This is a genomic window from Bdellovibrio sp. HCB288 (genome assembly GCF_047305935.1).
Taxonomy (GTDB): Bacteria; Bdellovibrionota; Bdellovibrionia; order Bdellovibrionales; family Bdellovibrionaceae; genus Bdellovibrio.
This window is the reverse complement of sequence record NZ_CP178619.1, coordinates 635,029-656,721: the sequence shown is the minus strand read 5'-3', so window position 1 is coordinate 656,721 and position 21,693 is coordinate 635,029. Positions and strand designations below refer to the sequence as shown.

Here is a 21,693-nt window from a genome sequence, read left to right as displayed (position 1 = left end):
GGGATTGTGATAGTACGTTACTTGTTAGTATTTCTAACTGCAGTGATGCTTGGGGGCTGTCTTGAATCGACAAGCTCCTCATCAGCTATTGTCATTCCTCCGGGTGGACTGATTTTGCTGGATATGAGAACTGTCAATGTCGTGGGTGAAGACCACTACTCGTTGTATCTGGCAGAGTATGTTCCGACTGAAAATAAAACCCGTAACCTTCTGGACATGACCACAGATGATAAACCCGATGAATTCCGTAAAATTCTTCCTAAGAATCTGGCGTTGACCTCATCGGCGGTTGCCAAAGTCGTCATGGAGTATCGCTCGACACCGTGGTATGCGATTGTCTTCCCTGATGTGTTGAACAAAGTCGATGTGGATTCGACGCTGGTGTTTTCGCTTCTGTCTTCTTATCCCAACCGTGCGTTGACTTCCTACACCCATGCCGAGGTTTTAAAAATTACCGAAGCCGTGAAGAAATTCCGTGAAGAACGCATGGCGATGTTTGCCATTGCCAAAGACTTTAATCCGGATCTTCTGTATCGCTTTGTTCGTAACGGTCTTTCCACCGATGTGCAGTTTTTGACGATGCTTCAAAGTCATAATGTGCGATTCGATTTTGACGGCAACGGAGACATTGCTGCTGAACCGTACCCTTTCAACATCGACAATCGTCCACCGATTGTCGATGACCAGGCGACGACCAAGCAAATTGATCAGAATGTAAATGAGATGGCAACACTTCAAATGCGCGCCGCTGCCAGGGATCCTGACGGAGACGAAGTGTTCTATGCGTGGGCTTTTGAAAATCAGCCGATCGCCAGCGAGGATGGACTGGTTAAATGGATTCCCAATTTCGAGCATGGACGTTTGAATCCTTATCAGATGTCCGTCATCTTTTCTGACGGCGGCAAGGTCACTCGCCTCAATTGGAATGTCCTTGTTAATAATGTCAATCGACGTCCGGAATACTCCCATTCCTGCGCATTGGCGGCTCTTGAAAATATTCAATGGGTTTGTAAGATCAGCTACCGGGATCCTGACAATGAAAAGGTGTCTGTTTCTTTGGAACCTATCGACGGTTCTGGTCCCATCACGATTAACGGTGCTGTGGCACCTGCCCAAGTTGATAACCTCAATGAAGTTGAATTGCGGTGGACTCCCACCAACAGTGACGCTTTGAAAAGATCCGCTACTGTTGCGCTCTCTTTCACAGATGAATCCCTGGGACTGACCGTGGGTACCTTGAATCTTGCAGTATCAGAAAACAACTCTGCTCCTTATCTGGTTGATGGGGTGGCAGGAGCGAAAGTCGTCAATAATGATCCTTATGAGTACGACTACTGTGCCAATGAAGTGCCAGATGGTTTGCCGATTTATCGCTATTACTTTGATATCGTCGATCCTGATAATCTGATCACGCCAACACCGTCACCTGGCGATGTGGTGTCGATCACCACTGCGGGAACGCTGAGTGCGAACATGACCAAGGTTTCGGAAACAGCCATTACCGGTGGTATCCGCTATACCTACGATTGGAAACCCACTCATGCTGCCAAGACGGGAACATTCATCGTTTCTGCCAAGGACAATCATGGTGGATTGGCTGCGGCAGTGACCTTAACCTTCACAGCACAAGATCGAAATACCAAACCTTGCCTGAGTGGTGGTGATTTGACTGCCACACTTCTTCATACATCGGCGGGCGCAAATACCAACTATTCAAGTTCCGACCGTGACGGCGGAGCTTTGTGGGTTGAGGCTTTTGGTTTTGCTGCCAATAACAGCTATGACATGTTGAAACTTGTTATGGACTGCGGTTCGACGCAGCCAATGTTGCTAAAGCAAAACATCAATCAAACCGAGCCGACTTATCGTAAAAACTCGGGTACACTTTGTGTTCGTGGCCGCTGGGAATCAGACTGGTGGGGCGGAGCTGGTTACGTCATCTTTGAACGCTCTAGTGTCAGAACAGGCAGACCGACGGCGGCAACGACGATCAAAAAGGGCACGGTTTTAACGTCAACAGTTGCCGGTTACGTGCAAAAATTTAAAACACACTACGATGTCGTGGTGCAGCCGCAGGACTTCTTGCTGTACGTTCCGGTCGTTCCGGAAACGACCGATGTTCCTGCCGGTAAAGTCACAGTTTTTGAATCTGCCAATCCAGGCGGCCTGAGTGTTACGAACACAGCGATCATTGATTTGAAAGGGATGGTTACCTTTTCCCGGGCAACGGCCACCGCGGCCGTGACCATTCCTGCTGGTACTATCGTAAAAACCGCAGAATTCACCGGCACACCTTTTGTGAATAGTGTGAAGTTTGAAGTTCCGGGAGCAGTTGTAATGCCGATTGGAACGACAACCATCACAGTACCGGTATGGCGTCTGTATACAGTGCTTCCGACGAACTCACCATTATCTATTTCCTATGTGGCGCCTTCTGCGGATCAAGCTGGATTTCCATTCACTGCGAAGGCAGCTCCGAATCTTACGAACTATGATGGCAATTCATTAAACGTTGAACCAAATTTTAATACACCCATTGCAAAACGTTTCACAGTTCGTGCACTGGATGGTGAAAAGCCGGCAGTAAACGCCATCAATGCATTCGTGGACCCATTGCCCGCGACGGCGGTAACGTTGACCGTGAGGAACCCTGCATCCTTTGATATGGATGGATTGGTAAACTTCAGTCGTACAAATACGACAGCAGCCTTCACGTTGCCAGCAGGTACCAAGATCATGACGACCAATCGCACTTTGTATGAGACAATGGATGCGGTTACCATGAATGCCGGTACTGCGACAGTCAATGGTATCTGGGTTCGACGCACCAACAATATCGGATCTCCGGCGCAGCGAACGGTGACTTATTCTTACTCCCATTCCAACGTGGTTTCAAAACTAATCACTGATCCGATTGTTCAGGCTTACGAAGGTGTACCGCTGACCAATGGGGCTATTGAGGTCTCGGACAACTTCTCTGAGATTCCATCTCCTTTTTATGCAGTTACAAACTATTGGTATCCCTACGATCGCAGGGATACTTATTCCTTTAATCTTTCGGCATCAGGCACGGCCCCGACAGGGACTTGGGACTTGTGTCGTGATCCGGGTAACGCGGGAACAGCCTGCAGTAACCGTTGCGTGCCAGTCAGTGGATCGAATTTCCTTTCTGTTCATCCAAGCTCGGGTCGCAAGTATTTTAATACCAATAAGTGTTATCTTCGCTACACACCAGTGACCGCGGATTTGTCGGGGACATTCTCGTTCAAGTTAACCGTGTACGAAATCATGAATAAAGGAAATCCTGATACCTGGACATCGCAGACCAATTGGACCACCAACATCACATTGGTGGTAAATGAGATCAATCATCCCTCGATTTTAACGGATGCTTCATTTGTTAACCAGGCAGCAGGCGTGGGAGCGTCGACCAGCAATCCTATAAATCTGGGGGCTTTTGATGAAGGTATCTCTGGCTACTACAATATTTATACAAAAGACACCAACAAGGGGCTTGAACTTAAGACCACGAACTTTGAACTCGATCCGCAGGTGTATGATTTGAAAACCAGCACCTGGGTGCCGCGTCCCGCGGGTCTCGGTGTGAGTGTTGATAAAGTCGAGGATTTGACCACTGCCGCCGGCAGCAAAACCACTGCCAGAATTTCGTGGATGCCAACAGATCAAGAGTCAAAACAGTTTTCTGGATCTGCGGGTTTTGTCGTAAAAATGAAAATTTACGACGCAAAATCCTCGCCGGATTTGACGCAGACAATTTATGGATATTACAAAGTTCGCGTCACCAATAAAAATCAGAATCCTTCCATTGGACAGATGGCTCCTGACAATCAGGTGCGGGTGTTTGCAGATACTTACGTGAAGAAAGAATTTTATCTGTACGACAACGACGCCTACATCCCACAGGGTGGGTCGTTCTCAACTCAGCTTTCGATTTGTCGCGACAGTAGTGGGAATCCATTACAGCATGCAACCCTGGACCCGGGTTCAGCCGATCCTTATATCTGCCATGCGACGACGACGACATTTGCCTCGGAAGTGGCAAGTTACGATCCGGCCTACGTCAACAATCGCAATGTGAGCCCCTGCTTCGTGAGTAACGCCTTGAATACGGATCTTGCGGTTCCGAAATTCACCCCGGTGGGTTCACCAGAATTGAATGCCGGGATTCTTCGTCAGAAGTACCAAATGGAATGGTGCCCTCAGCGTGGTCACATTGGTGTATACTCTGCCGAATTGAATGTGAGCGACAACGGGGACGTGGATCGTGACGGTGTGGCTTTGGGGAAAGCCTTAAGTTCATCACCATTGCAACTGACCATCGTGGCGCCGGTATTCCTATTGAGTCCTCGCGTGGATATTAATAATGTTCCGGTACACTATATGCCGCAAGCGGCAGCCAGTATGAACAGTTATCCATTCCGCTATGAGGTTCTGGTTAATAATTCGCAAAAAAACCCATTGGAATATTCCCTGTTAAACGCGCCGCGAGCGTGTGGTGAAACCAATGGTGTTTGTATTGATCCGCTGACTGGTGTGATTTCCTGGATTCCTAATCACTCAACGGATGTGACACCGACAAATGGTGCAGGCAGTTTGGTTCGCGTTCAGGTCAAAGATACGGTGACAGGTGATTTGGATTCCGCGCATTTCTATTTAAAAGTTCAAAACGCGTTGTCTCCATTCGAGGAGTCTCCGGTCATCAATTCGGTGATTCCGTCGGGAGATTCGGTTCTGTTATCCGAAAAAACCACCTTGAGCTTTTCAGTCAGCGCAACGGATCCCAATACCAACGACACAATTTTCTATCGTTGGTATGTGAATGATGTATTGAAATACGATGAAAGTGCGACCTTTGCATTCAAACCGTCAGACACGGATGGTTCTGTGGATATTGACGGCACTGGTCCCAAAACCGCCGGCGAATACACCGTCCGTGTGGACGTGACCGATGGGAACTATGTCGTGTCCCGCAGTTGGACCGTCAAGGTCAAGAATACCTACCTGCTTGGGGAATCGATTTTCGATTTAGCCAATGCTCGTCTAGAGGGACTACCAGCAACAACTCCGCAGAACGTGGTGTGGAGTGGTGAGGTCCCATATGGGATCGCGCAAGGAACTGGCTATCAAGATCACCTGATTATATATGGAAGCTACTTATCTGGTGCCTTTACCAAACACTTTCTGTGGGATCTGCTCAGTGTGAATGGCGTGGTTTCCAAGCCGAATGGAACCATCACCATCCCACCGTGGAATTTTACCGAAGCATTGCCGTGGTTAAGTGGCACATCCACACGTCGAGTGGCTATTAATCCATTGGGTACGGGTTATGACATGTTGATGACAGTGCAACCAGCAAGGAACGGACCGTTCGGATTGACCACAGAGGCGTTGCATATACTGAATGGCGATTTAACCACACTGACTTTGAGTGGTAATAACAAGTGTTCAGGGGACTGCCCAACGCAGCTTTACACGAGTCCGCACTACTCCGACTCGCGAATCACAGCATCCATGGACTCGGCCTATGTGTTCTATGCTTCAGATTCCCAGACGGTTTTGCATTATGATTATCTGACTCCGGATGCGCCAAAAACCGTTTACAATTTTGGCACTGCGAAAATCACGGGCATGACATTGAATCGCGCCATTGATCGTCTTTATGTGACGACTCAGCAGACAACGCCTTCGCTAGCGCATCGTATTTTCGTATTTAATGTCACACCAGCACGCAGTGGTGGAATTCCGTCATTGGTTGCGAATCTGTCAGTCTTTGATGGCGTTGCGGGACACGAGGACTGCAAGCCTTCGGATATAGTATATGACTCCGTCACCAATCGTGTTTACGCACTCCTTAGTGGAACCGGAGGAGTCGTAACCTTCCCTGATAGTGCTTCCACGACGCCAACCACTGGCACCATGCAGTTTATTGGTGTGAACGAACTGAATGCTTCGGCCTTTGATGTGCCTGGCGGCGGTCGTCGTTTGGCGATACGTGCCTCCGATCGACTTTTGATCGGAACGATGGAAGGGGCCAATCAGGTATTTACAATTGATCTGAATGATAACCGGGTTTATGTCAGCGCGGTTCAGGTGCCGATTGCCAGCATAGCCAGTTATGAATCAGGGCAGATCTTATTGATCAGCCGAAGCAAAGGAAAGGTCCTCAGAGCAAAATAGATGAAACGGATTTTATTAAGTCTAATGACGGCAACATGGATGTCTTTTTGCCTCGGTGAGCTGGCTGTAGCCAGCAGCTGGATCAACATCGACTTCATCAAAAAAAATTCAGTTCCCGTTCGTCGCGTGACGGACGATGTGATTTTTTTACCTCGAAGCAACCGCGTGGGTGTTGGGGAGCTGGTCGTCATTTTGCGCGTGCAAGGGGATGATATCGAAGTAATCGCCCGTGGAAATGCCGAGACGGTGCAAAACAATGAACTTCTGGTGGTGATGGATGGCAAGTCGATCACGAAAATTCCCAAAGTCCGTGACCTGGTTGTCAGTTTGTCAAAACTAAAGCCAGCTCCAGATGATCCTTTATTTCCGCAACCACCGGACAATCCCATTATTGAAAAGGCGGATCCCTATGAGCCTGGTTATATAGTTTTCGAAATGGGTTCCAATCAGGGGCATTTTGAAAGTCAGTCGCCGAATCAAGCCAACCAATACAAGATTTACGACTACAAATTCACTGAGATGCATTTTCTTTGGTATGTGGATATGTTCTGGCGTTATGGAATTGAATACCAAACTTCCAGCGCAAATATTCCCCTGCAGTCATACTACCGGGAGGATCGACCTACGACCGCCGAGGAAACGCGAATGGCTTTGCACTATCGCCTGCTTCCTGTTTGGAAGGAATTGCGGCCCACTTTGAAGTTGATTTCACTTAGCAGCAAGTTTGATACAACCAATGAGGATGAATATGTCGTATCTTCCCAGGCCTCGGGCATGGGTTTGGGAGCGAATTTTCATTATCTGTTTTCAGATAATCTGTTTAAAACAAAAAAGGGATTTGGCTGGGCTTTCAATCGGGTTTACTTCGATATGAACTATTTCCCAAGCTATTCAATCTCCGATGGCGAGGTGAGCCGCGGTTCCAGTTCTTCCGGAACATTGATGGAACTGAAGGTCGGGGCTACCGCTCTTTTCTATGTGCCGTTCATTCCTTGGCTGAAACGCTATTCTGTGGATGTCAGCTATGGGATGTCGCAATCGCAAGTTACGTTTTCGGGAGATGTTAAGAATGCACCCGATGGGGCTTACGATATTCCTCCGGGACAGTCTTACAATGAAAGTCAGTCATACATTAAGATTATGCTGGGACTGCGCCTGGATGATTTTATCAGCAATATTATGAAGTCGAGATGATGTTGAAGACGATTCTATCTTTTTATTTAGCAGTGTTTTTCAGCTTGGATGCCGTAGCGTCAGAGGCCTTGGATAAACTTGATTTCAACCCGGTCAGTGTGCCCGTCACAGAGCAAGGTACTGCCGACCTCAGTGAGTTGGAAAACCATCCCACACCATTGGTTGAGTACATCATCGACAGTTCCGGTTCGATGGGGCAGATTCTGACGGGCAAACAAACCAAAATATTTGTGATGAAGAAGCTCCTGTCCCGATACTTGGTGTCGCAATGGACCGAGAAAACCTCCAGTGGAATGAGAGTGATCGGCTCCCGGCGCAAAAAAGATTGTAAGGACAACTACCTTGCTATTCCACCGGGAAATTCCAAATTGGGTTTGATTGAAGGTACCGTCAAGGGCATGGATGCAGTTGGTATGACCCCGCTTTATGACTCGATGAAAGCCGCCTACCAGGACTTGGAAAAATATGACGGTCCGAAGCGAATTGTTATTTTCACCGATGGAGAGGAAACATGTGGTAAAGACCCATGTCAGCTTGCCAGAGAATTTAAAAACAAGAATGTCGATGTGAAGTTCTTTGTGGTTGCTTTCGGTCTTCAGGGACAGGAGGACACTCTGAAGAAGCTGCAGTGTATCGGCGACATGCACCAGGCGGACAATGAAGATCAACTGGATGATCTATTTCAGGAACTGGACAAGAATTTAAATCCCAACAAGAACCTTTTTGTGGATAGTCCGGAACCGCAGGCAACGGTGATGCTGTTTCGGGCGGAAACTCCCAATGAAATTTATCGTCGTTTTCAGTCTTCCTACGGGATTCAGGTTCCTCCCGGACGGTACTATGCCATTGTGAATCTGAAACCCAAATACAGGTTTCAAGAATTCGTGGTGCCACCAAATAAAAAGGTCACCTTGAAAGTAAAAGGCGAAGGACAATTCACCGCGAATTTTATTGATGGTCTTATGAAGGTTGAACTTTTGAATAAGAATCGAAAAGTGGTCAAGCGATTCAACAGTGACACGACCGTTGGATTGCCCCCTGGGAAATGGAGTCTGCGTTTTTATCGAGATCCGTTTTATGAAAAGATCATCAATGACTACCTGATCGTTCCAAATGGAAAGTACGAGATAAATCTTGAAGAAGCTGGAGTTGCTTATGTTCAGGATCCCCTGGTGCGGGGTATTTATGTCTTTGGTAACCGAGGAGTCATGACGGGAAATCATGTTACGAATTTTCCGTTGGTCCTGGGTAAAGGGGTCTACGAGATTCGGGTGGATGACAAATGCGTATTTAAGGATGTTATCATGGGTTCAAATAAAGAAGTCGTGAAGCTTCAATGTCCGAAAGATAAGAAGTAAGAAATGAATAAAATAAAAAAACTTCCGCTGCTAATTAAAATTCCAATTGGGCTCGCTCTATTTCTGTCATTGATGCTGCTGTTCGTGACCGTGTTTGAAAATCTGCCGCCCAGTGCGGGCACACCGTTGCAGTGTCAGGTCAGGTATTCCGGAGCGCTGAAGGTCGGCGATCAGCCAATGGGATTGCTCACGCATATGTATCGCAATAATGACGGACAGTTTGTCGTTGCTGGCTTGAATAAAAACCGGGATGCCTGGCTGGTTGGAAAAATGGGATTCGCAGCCGATTACCAACCTTATTGGGAGTTGGACGGCCGGAGTGCAAGTTCACTAAAGAACTCAGGTGATGCGAACTTTGAGCTTGCCGCAACCAGTGGGGATTGGGCGTTCGTTCGCAATGGCTTGGGCCAGGTGGTGGCCGTTAATGTAGTGAAGAACAAGGTTTTGGAAAAATCCAATCTTGGACTATGCACAGGAACTTGGGGTGATGATGTCCGTATTCAACGGGTGAATGGTGACAATATCGTACTTACCAACTCCAAAGGTCAGGTTGGCTTCTATGATTTACGCCGCTTGACGGACTATATTCCCAAAGAAGTGGGGCGTTCTCCGGATTTACTTATGGTGGTGGATCCTGACAGTGCTCTCGCTGTCGGACAATGTGCTCAACTCAGTGAAAACCGCAATGCCCGGATGAGGGTTGATGAAGGGTTGATGGGATTCACTTCCGGGATGAACGGAACTTTGAACCTGTACCGGGTTGCGCCAGATAAAATTGAACTGAAACCGGTCACGTTGTCGGTGCCGAAAGAAGGCGGTTCTGATTTTGTCATCAGCAAGCAGGGTGTGTTTGGAGTCAAGGTGAGTGGACTCTTGGATCGCACAGAGCAATGGAAGCAATACAAATTGGCGGACCTTGAAAACAACCGAAAAGATCCCGCATTTTTTATGACGGCGGAGCCTTTGGGCTTTCGCAGTGATTATGCTTTGGATGAGTCAAAAAGCGAATCGGCATATTGGATTGCAGAACGCTATAAAAGTTACTACTTTTTTGACCGCTTCTTACTGACTCATGTTAACGGCGAAGGCGTGAAACAAAGCTACGAGATAGAGGATCGACTTTTGAAAGAATCTTTATCAAAGCAGCAGGCTTGGGTGGTGTTGCCCGGCGAAAGACATTTGGTGGCGGCCAACCTGGAAAACGGAGCGGGATACTCCGTCATTGAGTGCAAGTAAATGCTTACATGAAATCTTTTTGTGCAAGCTCAGCGGTTTTCTTAAATGCCCGGAGCTCGCGCTTTGCCGGGGCTTGCAGCTCCGGAGATTTTTCATCTTCTGACCAATAAGCTGTTTGTGGTGAGTTCGCTTTTGCTTTTAGCAGAGATTGAGCCAGGTAAGTCAGTTGCACTTTGGCCACTTCCAGATCTGCTCGTAGCTTATGCTCAGTTTGCAGACTTTTATTCCAAAGAACATTGATGCCTTGGATTTCGCGTTGGGCATCCTCCAGCCTTTGTGTGGTTTCGCTTAGTTTGGCAGAGAGGATTTCCACCTCATTGTGAGGAAGGGCAGTGGGCGTTTTCGTCAAAGTGTTCGTTGGTGTTCGGCGTGCTTCGCGGGTGATCAGTACGATTTCGACGAGGCAAATAGCGATAAAAACGAATGTAATGGCTGTTGTCATGAATTTCACCCTTTTCTTGCTCTTAGTATAAATCGGAACTTCCCATTCGGAAAAACCAATCATGAGAAGTTTTTGAAATCTAAGCCTAGGTACAGTTCAGATCTCACTCTGTTTTCACGATCTAGTAAGTAAATTTTTCGTATGAGCTTTTGGAGGCACTATGAACTTTGCGGGACTACTTGGATTGATTGCTGCTGTAGGTATTTCAGCATTTGCAATTATGGACAGTGCAAAGAATCCAAAGATATTTGCGGACCCACACGGTATCGCACTGGTTATCGGTGGTACCATCACTGTCGCTTTGATGAGCTTTAACTTTAAAAGCTTGTGGAGCGCTCTTAAAATTGTCACGCGCAAGTACTTCGGGCGCGAGCGTGCAATTAACTATAATGAAACCATTGAAAGAATCGTGAGCCTGTCTGAAGCTTACCGCAAAGAGGCAAAATCCATTCAAGGAATGATGAAGCCCAGTGATCATCCGTTCTTGAAGGATGGCGTGAACTTTCTGGTCGATTATGGCTTCAATTATGAAGAGCTGGACGAAATCATGCACAATGCGGTTCGCGGTAAAAAGAAGCGTGACGGAGATGAGATCAAAGTATGGCAGACGATCTCCCGCTTTCCACCGGCGTTCGGTTTGTTGGGTGCGACTTTGGGTATGATCTCCTTGTTGCAAACTCTTGGAGAACCTGGTGCCCAGGATCGTATCGGTCCGGCGATGGCAACGGCCCTGGTGGCGACATTCTACGGTCTTTTGACAGCGAATCTTATTCTAATCCCGATTGCAGAAAAGCTTTCCAGTGTCTCTCAGGCCGATTTGACTTTGCGAGAGATTATCAAGGAAGGTGTTCTGCTGATTCATGAAAAGAAACATCCCATGTTTATTCGTGAATACCTGAAGTCCTTCTTGCCACCGCAACAAAGACAAGAGGGCGAAGCAGGGACTTTGAAAAAGGTGGCCTAGATGGGAGCACGTAAAAACAAGCATCGTCGCCACTCGGATGACGATCATGAGCATGCAGTACATCACGACGAATCCAACTGGCTGGTCAGTTATGCGGATATGATGACCCTGTTATTCGGGTTCTTTGTTTTGATGTATTCACTGTCACGGTTTGATAACACACGGTTTGATTTGGTTCGTAAAGAGGTTGCCAAATACTTTGGTGGTAATATCAAGGAAATCAGCACCATTTTGGAAGCCGAACAGAAGTTGAAAACAGTCCTGTTGGGCTCTGGTGAAATGAAAGGTGTTGAGATTTCAAAAGGATCAGACAATACCTTGCAACTTAAGTTCGAAGGCAATGTCCTGTTTGAATCCGGAGCGACCGAGTTGAAAGAGGCGGCTAAACCGTCCTTGCGCCAGGTTGTAGCGGCTTTGAGATCCGTTCCAAGTGTCGAGAAAATCAGCGTTGAAGGCCACACCGATGCAGACCCAATGCAAAACACGGTGATCAGATCCAATTGGGAGCTATCAGCCTTGCGTGCAAGCTCGGTTGTCAGATACTTCGAGGAAAGTGGTTTGAGTTCCAACGTTCTTGCGGCGGTGGGCTTTGGTTCATCGCACCCGATTGCTGCTGAAAAGGATGCACAGGGGCATTCATTGGAGACCGGAAAAGCCGCAAATCGTCGCGTGGTTGTTCAGGTGAAACTGCTGGATCCGGAAGAAGCTTACCGTTTGCAGCAGCAGCAGTTTAAAAAGCAACTCAACAAAGAAGAGATCGAGCGCCAGAAGAAAGAGACCGAACTTCAGGATAAAATGAAGTTGGCGAAAGCTCGCTTTGATGAGGCACAGCGCAAGTATCGCGAGCAATCGGAACAAAAACGTAAAGAGCAACAGCTGCAAAAACTGGAAAAACAAATCCAGGCTTTGGAAAACAAGACCAAGCAGTACGAGGAAAAAGCTCAGTAATAAGATGTCGAAAAGACAAATGAGGCTCCAAATCCCGAATACTTGACGGACAAGTCATTTGAGGCTGAGGAGCCTTCTCTCATTGAAAGCTCAAAAGACAGCAAAGTGTTTGGCTTCAACGGATATTCAAATCCCGCTCCCAATATAAATTCGTAGACCAGGGCACTGAATGAGAAGGATTGATTCGGATCCGACTTATCCAGTTTATTCAGATTGAAGTTAACCGGAGTGAAGCTGGCAAAAGTGTACAGTCCAGGCCGGGACTTCTGCAGCAGGACTTCATCGGGGCTGATTTCGTAAACTGATGATAACCCCTGAAAGTAGTAATAGCCGCTGAGCCCGATTCCTGAAATCGGAGTCGCACCGTATTTGCTATTAATATCCAGAATATAGTGGATCCCCAGGCGCGAGTTCATCGATGGTACATCCCAAAGAAGCGTAGGCTGAATGGTCATCATCGAGCCTAATGTTTCGTCTTTCACCAGCTCTCCGGCAGTGACGGACGTATTGAACATGGAAAGCTTTGCTCTGAGCATGGGAGCTTGAATTCCCGCTTGCGAAACGATGCCGAACAGTAAGATTAGGACCAAGGTGAAGAATGGTTTCATAGAATATGTTTTTTTCCTCTCTGGTTAGGAGAATGAAATCTGTGGGTCACTTCGTTTAATTTCGCATGTCATGGAGGATATGGAAATGTTTCTGAGACAACTTAAAATGTTGTTCCTTATTCTGTTGCCGGCATTTATTTCTGCCTGCGCCGGAAAGTATTCCATTAAATCCTATCCTCAGGGTTCAAAGATTTACATCAAGGATATACAAACCAACGAAAAAAAACTACTGGGAATTTCTCCGCTGAATATTCAGGAGGAATCGAAGCTCGGTGATGTTTTCTTTTTGATATTTGAAAAGCAGAACTATCGCACTAAAGAAGTGATGGTGAAAGTGAATGAAGGCGAAAGTATTGCGGTGCAAGCTCGCCTGGATCCATTGTCTGACGAGGAAAAGAAAGCGGAAGAGCTGGCTAAGAATGATGAAAAGAAACAGGATCAACCTCCTAAGCCTGAAGATAAAAAAGATAAAAAGATGGATGACCTGCTGGCAGAGCTGGCTGAACTGAAGTTGCGAGTGGCCCTTTTGGAAAACACTTCCTCCTTTTATAAGGATGCATTGTTTTCACCGCGGTTATCGGGAGGAATGCCAACCCAGGATCGTGATCGCAGTGAGAAAGTCGTCGGACTTATTTTTCAAGGTCAAAAAGCGATCATGAAGGGTGACTATCAAAAAGCGTTGTTGGAAGTGGATAAGGCAATCACGATGGACGAATACTCCAACAATGCATGGTTGCTTAAAGGTTCCATCAAGTATTTGCAGAAGGATTTCCAGGGCGCGAAGGTGGCTTGGGAGCGTTGTCTGAAAATTGATCCATACAATAAAGTCGCTTATCAATACCTGTCTGATGTTTATAAACGTCTTGGTATGGAGCCTTTGCCAAAAAGTGGTTCGGAGATGAGATATCCAGCTTCAAATGTTGAGATCGAAAAGCGAAACAGAGAAACACAGGTAAGATGATGTTGAAGCTGTGGGGGATTCTGCTGGTACTTTTCATATCGAGTCCATCCTGGGCGTATCTGACGTCTGATTGGGATGTAAGTTTGGGGCTGACCAGCTTACAATATGATTTCGCGCGCTTGGAGAGTGCCAAATCGCTGGAATCTTCCACCACCTTGGAAGTGAATTACAGTTTGAATAATCCCTCCATCAATACCGCGATGACTTTGTCCTTCATGGAAATCACGGAGGCGGCGGGTTTGCAAATGCCATTCACTCGAATTGCCGTGGGTGCCAGATACTATGTTCTTGGTGTCAATGGCATGCGAACTGTATTGGACAGCAGGACTCAAGCAAAAGTTTGGCGATCCACTCCCTTTGTTGCGATGAACTTCGGCCTCAGTAATCTGGCTGTTGATAAGCTGAATGCGTCCTTACTTGATGTCAGTCTGCGGGGTGGTGTGGAAATTCCGATGATGTCCAATTTGCTCCTGGTGGGGCAAGTGTCGGTGGGAACCAGCTTAACCAGTTCCAGTGATGAAGACAGTGTGAATTATCAATTTATGAATCTTTTCGCCGGCCTGCGCTTTGTTGGCTTTGAGTAATTATGAATAAAGCAAAAGTTTTTGTATCTGGAATTGTTTTGACTGGTCTTGCTGGAATCGGTGGCTACTATTTAAACAAAGCACGGACATCCCCAAAAACGGGCGTGGTTCACCACGACGGGATGGAGATTTTTAAAGCGGCACAGTTGAATGCAGGAATGCAGTTGAAAACGCATTTGGATTCTCCAGTAGGTATAGCCTGGAAAGCTAATGACTTTGCAAAACTGGGTTCCATGTTTGGTTTACAGAAGTCTGTTGCGGAAAACGCATCGTTCTTTCAAGCCAGTATTTATGTTCTTGATGTGACCAAAATGGATTGGAAGCCCGAGGAAAAGAAAGCGTTGCAGGAACTGCAGTCCTCTATTGCTGAATACATAATGGCGAAACGGGAACGACCGGCATTGGGACCGGAAGCCCAGGCATTAAGCTATGCTTCCAAGGTGCTTTTGAAGTTTGATTCGTTGCCGGAAGCAGTCGTGAAGAAGATGTCCGACTACTATTCGGTGGCAACCTCTGAGGGTTTGCGAAATCAGCGTGATATTGTTGGGGAAACCTTGATGCGTATCAGCCCCTTGCCTGAAAAGGGACTTAAGATCATCCGCGAAAAATTGAAATCCAAGAATGACCCCTATCAGGGAATTGTATTGATTGGACAGATGCGGGACGCTCAGGCCGCGGCAGGACTATGGAACGAAGTGGCTGTCGGCTTCGAATCCTTCCCTTCACGGTTTCAGCCCATGATTTTCAAACAACTGGTGATACGTCACTCTATAATCAAATCAGATCTCAGCGGTCATCTTCACCAGCTATTAAAGTATTCCGGTCAGGTGGAGGAAGCTGATGATGCATTTCTTGTCGGAGTACGGGAACTGAATATGACAGAAAAGTATCGCTCGGAAATTCAACTTATATACAATCAGACCCGTTATGCCGCGACAAAAACATTGGCGGTTTCGTTATTGAATAGTTCAGGAGGCGCGAAATGAGGCACGTTATTTTAGTACTCTCGGTTGTTCTGGCTTCATGGGGAGCGCAGGCTCAGTACATCGAGGAAATCGGGTCACTGGAAAATCTGTATGAAATCAGAGCCAGATCTGTATTGAATACGATTCTGCGTCCAACGGAATACACGGTGGTGGTATCTGTGGATTTGGATCGTGATGAACAAAAGCTTAAGGAGTTTCATAAAGAGGCGGAATTGCAGTATCTGCCGGGAATGCCCATGATGGGTGATGTTCCGGTGGCTCCGATGGCGGCCAATAAACTTCATGAAATGAAGGCAAAAACTGAAATCAGTGTGGTCTTGTCACGCAATGTATCCCCTGAAGTGGAAAAAGTGATTCGGGATTTGTTAGTTTCCAAATTGCATTTGGATTCGGCTGTTGGGGATTCGGTGGCCATTCGACGTATCGAATTACCTTTGGATCCGAAGGTCGAGGAACCACCAAAGCAACTTCCAGAGCTTACTTGGAAAACGTGGGTGCTGGTGGTGATTCTTTCGTTGCTGGCCCTTGCGGGATTGATGTTCGGTTTGTGGAAGAGAAAAGCCGCTGATCCGAAAAAAGAGATCAACGAAAATCACGAATATGCCCACCAGGAACCTTTGCCACAGATGGAAAAGGAACCTGTTACAGCAACTCCAGAACCTTCAACGGACGTGGTGCCGGCGGCGGTTTCGGCCAAGCCAGATGAAATGGTCTGGGAGCTTGGTTTGGACAGTGTTCGTCAGCACGTCATTCAGATTGGAACACAATATCCTCAAATGGCATCGCGTGCGATCGCCGAGTATTGTCTTGAAGGTGCTGTTGAAAATACCACTTATCTGATGGACTTTATGGGATGGGATACAGCAAAGCATTTATTTGCAGAAATCCCCGCGATGGCCTGGGCGCGAATGGGACGTTCGGTGAAAGAGCGAAAAGCTGATCCGACGGCAGTACAAATCGAGACCGGTGTGCGGGAAACCTATCGGGCCTTGCTGGGCAGTTACATTGAACATGAAATGGCCGAAGATGAAGCGGGACCATTCAACTTTATCCTGAAGCTTCGCGAGGACCAGCGTTCACAAATCCTGGAAAAGGAAAGCGCTAAGAACATCGCCATCCTGTGTTTGCATGCTCCTTCCGAAGTGACGGCTGGAATTCTGGCCAGCATTGATAGCGAGAAAAAAGTCAGAGTCATGGGAGAGCTTTCCCGCATAGAAAAGATTCCGCATGATGTTTTGCAGTCAGTGATTCAGGCCTTCAAACAGCGTGTGAGTGAGACGCGCCTGAAGCCAGAACCCAAAGTGCATGGTGCCACTGTTCTTGCAAAAGTTATCCGTGGCATGAGTCCGGAAGAAGAAGTGAACATGCTGACCATGTTCGCAGCTGAAAATCCCGAAGAGCTGGAGAGAGTGCGTCGTTCGATTTTAATATTTGATGACGTGTCCCTGGTGCCTCAGGACATTCTTGCTGAAGTCCTTGGACTTTATGAAGTGGAAGCGCTTTATGGAGCCTTCTTCCGCACACAGCGAGCGCTGATGGTCGCAGCCCTCAATGCGCTTCCCGAGAAAAAATCAATGATCCTGGAACGCGAATTGAGCGATATGCCCATGATTCCGTCCCAGAAGCTTTCAGCCGAAACTCGCCGAAGTATCTGTCAGCGAGTTGAGACAATTTTGGAATATCGTTCGATCAGCATGACCGATCTTATTGATGGAGCTGTGAAAGTTACCAAGATTCGCGCAAATGAAGGCTGACAAAGGTGATGTCATCGGGTTGTTCGATTCCAGCGGTGAAATCGGCAATCCGTTTGGCAATTTGATCGTGAATGCCTCGCTGTGAGCCTTTCGTCGAAGCATCTGCTGCAAGTTTAAACACAGTCCGTTCGGCGAAGGCCTCGCCCTTTTCATTGATTGCATCGGTCAAACCATCTGTATATGCAAACAGAGTTTGTCCTGTTTTGAATTCCACAGAAGCCTCTTCATAAGCGGATGATTTTTCGTGCCCAAGCCTTTTTCCATTCACATCTCCTAAAAGAGTGATATCGGACTTTTTCACCTTCCGACCTTCTTCGGTCAGCGGCAGAAGAAGGGGTGGTTCGTGACTGGCATTTGCATAAGTCAGCTTTCCGCTTTTTAAATCTATGGTGGCGGCAAAAGCGGTCATCATTTTTTCACCTTTGGCGACGTCACAAAGAACCTGATTGATTCGGGTCAGGGTTTTACCCGGGCTCCAGACTCCTTCTTCAACAGTCAGGGAAAGGATGGAGCGGGTGGCTGCGGTGATAAGAGCCGCGGGAACACCGTGGCCGGTGGCATCTCCGATGAAGACAAAGATCTTGTCTTCAGTGCAGTTGTGAAACCAAAGATCACCTCCGCATTCGGAGGCGGGATGATAGTAGCCTTTGAGTGAGTACGCATCCGTTTCGACCTTCATTTTGGGTAGGAGTGTGGTTTGGACTTCCTTGGCCGTCTCCAGCTCGGCTTGCATACGAGCTTTTTCCTGTGTCTGCTGAAGAAGGCCCTCAATTTTGCCCTGCATGGAATTGAACACCTTTGCCATCTGTCCGATTTCGTCATTGTTGGCAATTTTCAAAGGTTTTGCAGATCCGTTCTTGGAAAACTCATTCATGGCATTGTTTAAACGCAGCAGATTTTGGGTCAGGCTGTCGATCGATATGAACACGGCAATCAACCCGATCAGCAAAATGATGAAGCTGGCGAGTAGCGTTTTATTCATGATTGAATCAAGTACCGAGAAAATGCTCTTCTTATCAAAGACCTCGAAAACGAAAACATCCAGATGGGGGAGTTTCTTAAAAGAGATCAGATGCGGTTTTCCGCCAATTTCAATGTCTTTCACGCCGCTGCTATTTTGTTGAAAGATACTTTTAATGCTTGGGGTGACGCCACTTAATTCGGCTTCCATGGAAGCGGGGAACCACCATTGGCCGGCTTTTTCGTTGTAAAAGCCGGCCTCGTTGCGCGCCTGTAGATTCTTAAAGAAGGGGAAGGTTAAGTTCGCATAAACCCGGAATACTCCCTGGCGAAATAGCACGCGCAGTTTGTTGGGAGACTGCACATCGCTTTCCACAATCATCTCGTTCTCGGTTAAAGCGGCCAGTCGATTAGAGACATTTTCCGGGGTGGAAATATGTGTTCCGAGAGCGTCCATTAGACGCAGTGGGAAACCATCTTGTTGGACGAAAATGGCAATATCACCCCAATTTTGGGTTGTCGCCAAAGCTTTCACCTGGGCAGGGAACTGCTGTGTGGAGGCATCAAAAAGTTGAAGTGCGGAACGAACCCGGTCAAAACTTGTTTGGAAATCCTGATTAAAAGTTTGGCTGAATCCGTCAACTCTCTCGAGGGCATTGGCGTAGACGTAGGATCTTTTATCAGAGAGAAAAGTCTCGCGATTTAGAAAGAAGATCGTGCCCGAAGAGACGATCAAAAGAATAGAAACGATCAAAAGAAATTTAACTTTTAAAGACATCCAGATTCTCCGCAGGTTCAAATAGGGAACCTTGCAAAGCCATCATGAAAGATCATTGTTCTTTTGCAAATAAAAAAAAAGCCCACAGTTTTTCCAACTGTGGGCTTTTGAAGCTTCAATTTCGTTTAGAAATTACTTCGCTGCTTTCAAATGACGGTCGATGATGTCTTTGAATTCAGAGAATGGGTATGCGCCACGAAGGGATACGCCATTGATCAAGAAACCTGGAGTGCCAGAGAAGTTGAATTTTCTAGCTTCTTCCATGTCTGCATCTACGATCTTAGTAACTTTTTCGGATTTAACATCAGTTTCAAGACGTTTCATGTCCGCGCCAACTTTTTTAGCAGAATCTTTCAAGAAAGCTTCTTTTTTAGTGCGTAGTTCGCCTTGGTTTTCGAAAACGATGTTATAGAATTTTTCAGCTTTTGCATGGTCTTGCATTGCAATAGCTTCGAAGTAACGAGCTGCTGGCATTGCAAGTGGATGGAAATCCAATGGCAAGTGCTTAAGGACAACGCGTACATCTTTAGGGTAAGCTTTCATAACTTCAGCAACAGTCGCGTGACCTTTAGCGCAGTATGGGCACTCGAAGTCAGTGTATTCAATGATAGTTACTTTTGCATCTTTAGGGCCAAAGATAACGCGGCCGTCTTCGATGTTAGGTTTCAAAGGGCTTGCGAACTCTTCGTCACGCTTTTTGCCTTCTTCTGCCATTGCTTTTTCTTGAGCTTTCTTTTGCGCACCTTGAGCTGCTTTGTTCACCACTTCGATGAATTGCTCAGGGTCTTTTTCGATTGCTGCGAAAACGATGCTTGGATCTTTTTCTACTGCTTCTTTAAGTTGTTTTGCAGATGGAGCACAGTTCACTAGGGAAAGTGCCAATGCAGAAACTGCTACTAGTTTAAATGCTTTCAATGTCGCCTCCATAAAGGATTAATTTGTTAAATCTCAAAAGCCCTCCCATTGTGCCATGTTTTTTGACTGATGGAAGGAAAAAAACCCGCACTTTAGTCCTGTACCCAAATCTTGCCGTGCTGCATGAAGTGATTGGACTTGCGTGAAGTTTCCGTGTGTTTAGACTGGAAACTATGAAAACAACAAATTTTATTTTAGCAACATTCGTGACCGCATTTTGCATTAACGCACAGGCTGCTCTGATTGCCAACTACGCAACTCTGGCCACCAAAGATCTTGATCAGATGAATGAGCTCATCAACGAAAAGATCCAGGAGTCCGAGGAGATGGCAGATGAGAAGTACATTCCTTTGAAGGAAGCCCTTCAAGCGGTGTTTTCCCGCCCGGATGGCACCGATGACATGATTGATAAGGTCGTGGGTCCTTTGCGCACCAAATTGGACGAGTTGGACCAATGGGAAAATGCCATGACGATTCTTGTGGATGAAGCGGTGGATGCTTTGAAGAATCCAAAAGGTGTGAAGCCTGTTGTTCAAAACACTTATGCTGTCTTTTTGGAAAACTACGTTGCAGAAGCAAAACCTTATGCCAAAAAAGGTGGTTTTGAGCGCAAGCTTCTGGAGAAAATCCGCGACGCAAAAATTGAAATGACCAAAGAGGCAAAAAATGAGCGCAGCCTTCGTGGCATGAAGGTGGGGGATTCTCCATCATCTTTGGCAAAGCGCGTGCTTGAACAGAGCCCTTTGGAGCGCCCAGAGGCGCCTAAAGCTGAGAAGAAGAAAAAGAAGTAATCAATCCGCCGGTTAAATGTGAAATTCCCCTCGGGAGTTCGACAAAAACCGGCAAAATTTTCCCTCGACCGGACTGGCCTCTGGTACTTTCTGACCAGAGACCAGCGTCAAACAAAAGACCTCCTCAAGTCTCCGAAAATCGCCTCAAATTGACTCAAGTTCTAACGAACTCCTACCGATAGAAACAACAGGTAATAGGGGGCAGGATGCTCTCCGCTTTGATCTCGCAAATCAAGGTGCAAGCAGATGGAGGATTCGATGTTTCTTCAAGGCGATTTGCAAATTATGTTTGATGCACTATACGCAGTGGGTGCTATTGATCCGGTTCTTAAGCTCGATTGGGCTGAAGTAACCAAAGAGATGATGGCTAATCCCAATTTGTTGAGTGATGCATTCCAAAGCATTAATGGCTGCCGTGGAAACAAAGACCTTCTTATCCAGAAGCTGCACATGATGGATCAAAAGTCCGTAAGTTATATCGCTATGGAGGTCGCTCGTGAGTTTTGTGAATTCCAAGACCGTAAAGATTTGCACTAGTCTTGTAACGGCATTTCTGATCACCAGCGTGGCAAATGCATGGGAAGTGGATTTTTCTCGTCGTCAGGTTGATTTCAACAAAGTGACGAATGAGGATCGCCTGCCTGCAAGCATCAAAGAAGATCAATCCGTGAGCATTCTGGGTAAAGTGTTCGACTCGGTCGAGCCGGCTCAGGATATCGTTATCATGAACACAGACAAGGGCTTCGTGCCAGAAACTGTGCGCTTGAAAAAGGGCAACAGCTATCGCATTCACGTGGTGAACGTGAATGGTAAAGAAAAAAATGTCAGCTTTGTGTTGGATGCTTTTTCTGAACATCACAACACGGTCTTTGGTGAACAAAAAACTTTCAACGTGATGCCAAAAACTGACGGAATTTTTTCTTACCAATGTCCGGAGACTGCGGTTCAAGGCAAATTCATTATTTATTCGGACACGAATTCTGCACCTGGTGGCAGAAAACCGGCGTCCAACTAAC

The 21,693-nt window shown here is 46.8% G+C and carries 17 protein-coding genes; 13 read left to right on the top strand and 4 right to left on the bottom strand.

The window, feature by feature from the left end; translation table 11 throughout:
* Positions 1 to 6: 6 nt before the first annotated feature.
* The 4 genes from ACLVWR_RS03155 to ACLVWR_RS03140 are packed head-to-tail and all read left to right on the top strand — an operon-like array spanning position 7 to position 9,986.
* On the top strand, positions 7 to 6,198 hold the full coding sequence (locus ACLVWR_RS03155; RefSeq protein WP_413582477.1) for a hypothetical protein: 6,192 nt from the start codon (positions 7 to 9) through the stop codon (positions 6,196 to 6,198).
* Entirely contained in the window at positions 6,199 to 7,392 is a 1,194-nt protein-coding gene (locus ACLVWR_RS03150) for a hypothetical protein (protein WP_413582476.1), read from the top strand. It begins immediately after the preceding gene.
* On the top strand, positions 7,389 to 8,750 hold the full coding sequence (locus ACLVWR_RS03145) for a vWA domain-containing protein (protein WP_413582475.1): 1,362 nt from the start codon (positions 7,389 to 7,391) through the stop codon (positions 8,748 to 8,750). Before ACLVWR_RS03150 ends, ACLVWR_RS03145 begins: the two co-directional genes overlap by 4 nt.
* 3 nt (positions 8,751 to 8,753) lie before the next feature.
* Positions 8,754 to 9,986: a hypothetical protein gene (locus ACLVWR_RS03140; RefSeq protein WP_413582474.1), complete on the top strand. Its 1,233-nt coding sequence runs from the start codon at positions 8,754 to 8,756 to the stop codon at positions 9,984 to 9,986.
* Positions 9,987 to 9,990: 4 nt separating this feature from the next.
* On the opposite strand, the gene ACLVWR_RS03135 is transcribed toward ACLVWR_RS03140, so the two are convergent.
* Entirely contained in the window at positions 9,991 to 10,428 is a 438-nt protein-coding gene (locus ACLVWR_RS03135) for a hypothetical protein (protein ID WP_413582473.1), read from the bottom strand.
* 160 nt (positions 10,429 to 10,588) lie between these two features.
* Between ACLVWR_RS03135 and ACLVWR_RS03130 the strand changes: the two genes are divergently transcribed.
* Positions 10,589 to 11,392, top strand: coding sequence for a motility protein A (locus tag ACLVWR_RS03130; RefSeq protein WP_413582472.1), 804 nt, complete (start codon positions 10,589 to 10,591; stop codon positions 11,390 to 11,392).
* A complete protein-coding gene (locus ACLVWR_RS03125; protein WP_413582471.1) occupies positions 11,393 to 12,340 on the top strand; it encodes an OmpA family protein in 948 nt (315 codons plus the stop codon).
* Here the strand turns inward: ACLVWR_RS03125 and ACLVWR_RS03120 are convergent.
* Positions 12,334 to 12,948 carry a hypothetical protein gene (locus tag ACLVWR_RS03120; RefSeq protein ID WP_413582470.1) on the bottom strand — a complete coding sequence of 205 codons (615 nt, stop codon included), beginning with the start codon at positions 12,946 to 12,948 and terminating at the stop codon, positions 12,334 to 12,336. The genes ACLVWR_RS03125 and ACLVWR_RS03120 overlap by 7 nt on opposite strands.
* A gap of 85 nt (positions 12,949 to 13,033) precedes the next feature.
* Here ACLVWR_RS03120 and ACLVWR_RS03115 point away from each other — a divergent pair, with 85 nt between their 5' ends.
* From ACLVWR_RS03115 to ACLVWR_RS03100, 4 genes are read left to right on the top strand one after another with little or no spacing between them, the layout of a single operon-like run.
* Complete coding sequence (locus tag ACLVWR_RS03115) at positions 13,034 to 13,909, top strand: hypothetical protein (RefSeq protein ID WP_340596186.1); 876 nt, start codon at positions 13,034 to 13,036, stop codon at positions 13,907 to 13,909.
* On the top strand, positions 13,906 to 14,493 hold the full coding sequence (locus ACLVWR_RS03110) for a hypothetical protein (protein ID WP_413582469.1): 588 nt from the start codon (positions 13,906 to 13,908) through the stop codon (positions 14,491 to 14,493). Before ACLVWR_RS03115 ends, ACLVWR_RS03110 begins: the two co-directional genes overlap by 4 nt.
* Before the next feature lie 2 nt (positions 14,494 to 14,495).
* The gene (locus tag ACLVWR_RS03105; protein ID WP_413582468.1) at positions 14,496 to 15,479 is read left to right on the top strand and encodes a hypothetical protein; all 984 of its coding nucleotides are present in this window, start codon (positions 14,496 to 14,498) and stop codon (positions 15,477 to 15,479) included.
* Complete coding sequence (locus tag ACLVWR_RS03100; RefSeq protein ID WP_413582467.1) at positions 15,476 to 17,233, top strand: hypothetical protein; 1,758 nt, start codon at positions 15,476 to 15,478, stop codon at positions 17,231 to 17,233. Before ACLVWR_RS03105 ends, ACLVWR_RS03100 begins: the two co-directional genes overlap by 4 nt.
* On the opposite strand, the gene ACLVWR_RS03095 is transcribed toward ACLVWR_RS03100, so the two are convergent.
* Complete coding sequence (locus tag ACLVWR_RS03095) at positions 17,205 to 18,728, bottom strand: SpoIIE family protein phosphatase (RefSeq protein ID WP_413582466.1); 1,524 nt, start codon at positions 18,726 to 18,728, stop codon at positions 17,205 to 17,207. The genes ACLVWR_RS03100 and ACLVWR_RS03095 overlap by 29 nt on opposite strands.
* 375 nt (positions 18,729 to 19,103) lie before the next feature.
* Positions 19,104 to 19,886: a DsbA family protein gene (locus ACLVWR_RS03090; protein ID WP_340596191.1), complete on the bottom strand. Its 783-nt coding sequence runs from the start codon at positions 19,884 to 19,886 to the stop codon at positions 19,104 to 19,106.
* A 173-nt stretch (positions 19,887 to 20,059) separates the two neighbouring features.
* On the opposite strand from ACLVWR_RS03090, the gene ACLVWR_RS03085 reads away from it, so the two are divergent.
* The 3 genes from ACLVWR_RS03085 (at position 20,060) to ACLVWR_RS03075 (ending at position 21,692) form a co-directional block, all read left to right on the top strand.
* Entirely contained in the window at positions 20,060 to 20,677 is a 618-nt protein-coding gene (locus ACLVWR_RS03085; RefSeq protein WP_413582465.1) for a hypothetical protein, read from the top strand.
* Between the two features lie 258 nt (positions 20,678 to 20,935).
* Complete coding sequence (locus tag ACLVWR_RS03080) at positions 20,936 to 21,214, top strand: cytochrome (RefSeq protein WP_340596193.1); 279 nt, start codon at positions 20,936 to 20,938, stop codon at positions 21,212 to 21,214.
* Positions 21,174 to 21,692, top strand: coding sequence for a cupredoxin domain-containing protein (locus ACLVWR_RS03075; protein ID WP_413582464.1), 519 nt, complete (start codon positions 21,174 to 21,176; stop codon positions 21,690 to 21,692). Before ACLVWR_RS03080 ends, ACLVWR_RS03075 begins: the two co-directional genes overlap by 41 nt.
* The last annotated feature ends 1 nt before the right edge of the window (position 21,693 follow it).

Bases quoted from the DNA above. Each gene is read 5' to 3' on its own strand.
- ACLVWR_RS03105 (WP_413582468.1), top strand. From the start codon at position 14,496: ATGAATAAAGCAAAAGTTTTTGTATCTGGAATTGTTTTGACTGGTCTT.
- ACLVWR_RS03110 (WP_413582469.1), top strand. From the start codon at position 13,906: ATGATGTTGAAGCTGTGGGGGATTCTGCTGGTACTTTTCATATCGAGT.
- ACLVWR_RS03140 (WP_413582474.1), top strand. From the start codon at position 8,754: ATGAATAAAATAAAAAAACTTCCGCTGCTAATTAAAATTCCAATTGGG.
- ACLVWR_RS03125 (WP_413582471.1), top strand. From the start codon at position 11,393: ATGGGAGCACGTAAAAACAAGCATCGTCGCCACTCGGATGACGATCAT.
- ACLVWR_RS03100 (WP_413582467.1), top strand. From the start codon at position 15,476: ATGAGGCACGTTATTTTAGTACTCTCGGTTGTTCTGGCTTCATGGGGA.
- ACLVWR_RS03115 (WP_340596186.1), top strand. From the start codon at position 13,034: ATGTTTCTGAGACAACTTAAAATGTTGTTCCTTATTCTGTTGCCGGCA.
- ACLVWR_RS03120 (WP_413582470.1), bottom strand. From the start codon at position 12,948: ATGAAACCATTCTTCACCTTGGTCCTAATCTTACTGTTCGGCATCGTT.
- ACLVWR_RS03085 (WP_413582465.1), top strand. From the start codon at position 20,060: ATGAAAACAACAAATTTTATTTTAGCAACATTCGTGACCGCATTTTGC.
- ACLVWR_RS03135 (WP_413582473.1), bottom strand. From the start codon at position 10,428: ATGACAACAGCCATTACATTCGTTTTTATCGCTATTTGCCTCGTCGAA.
- ACLVWR_RS03080 (WP_340596193.1), top strand. From the start codon at position 20,936: ATGTTTCTTCAAGGCGATTTGCAAATTATGTTTGATGCACTATACGCA.
- ACLVWR_RS03145 (WP_413582475.1), top strand. From the start codon at position 7,389: ATGATGTTGAAGACGATTCTATCTTTTTATTTAGCAGTGTTTTTCAGC.
- ACLVWR_RS03150 (WP_413582476.1), top strand. From the start codon at position 6,199: ATGAAACGGATTTTATTAAGTCTAATGACGGCAACATGGATGTCTTTT.
- ACLVWR_RS03130 (WP_413582472.1), top strand. From the start codon at position 10,589: ATGAACTTTGCGGGACTACTTGGATTGATTGCTGCTGTAGGTATTTCA.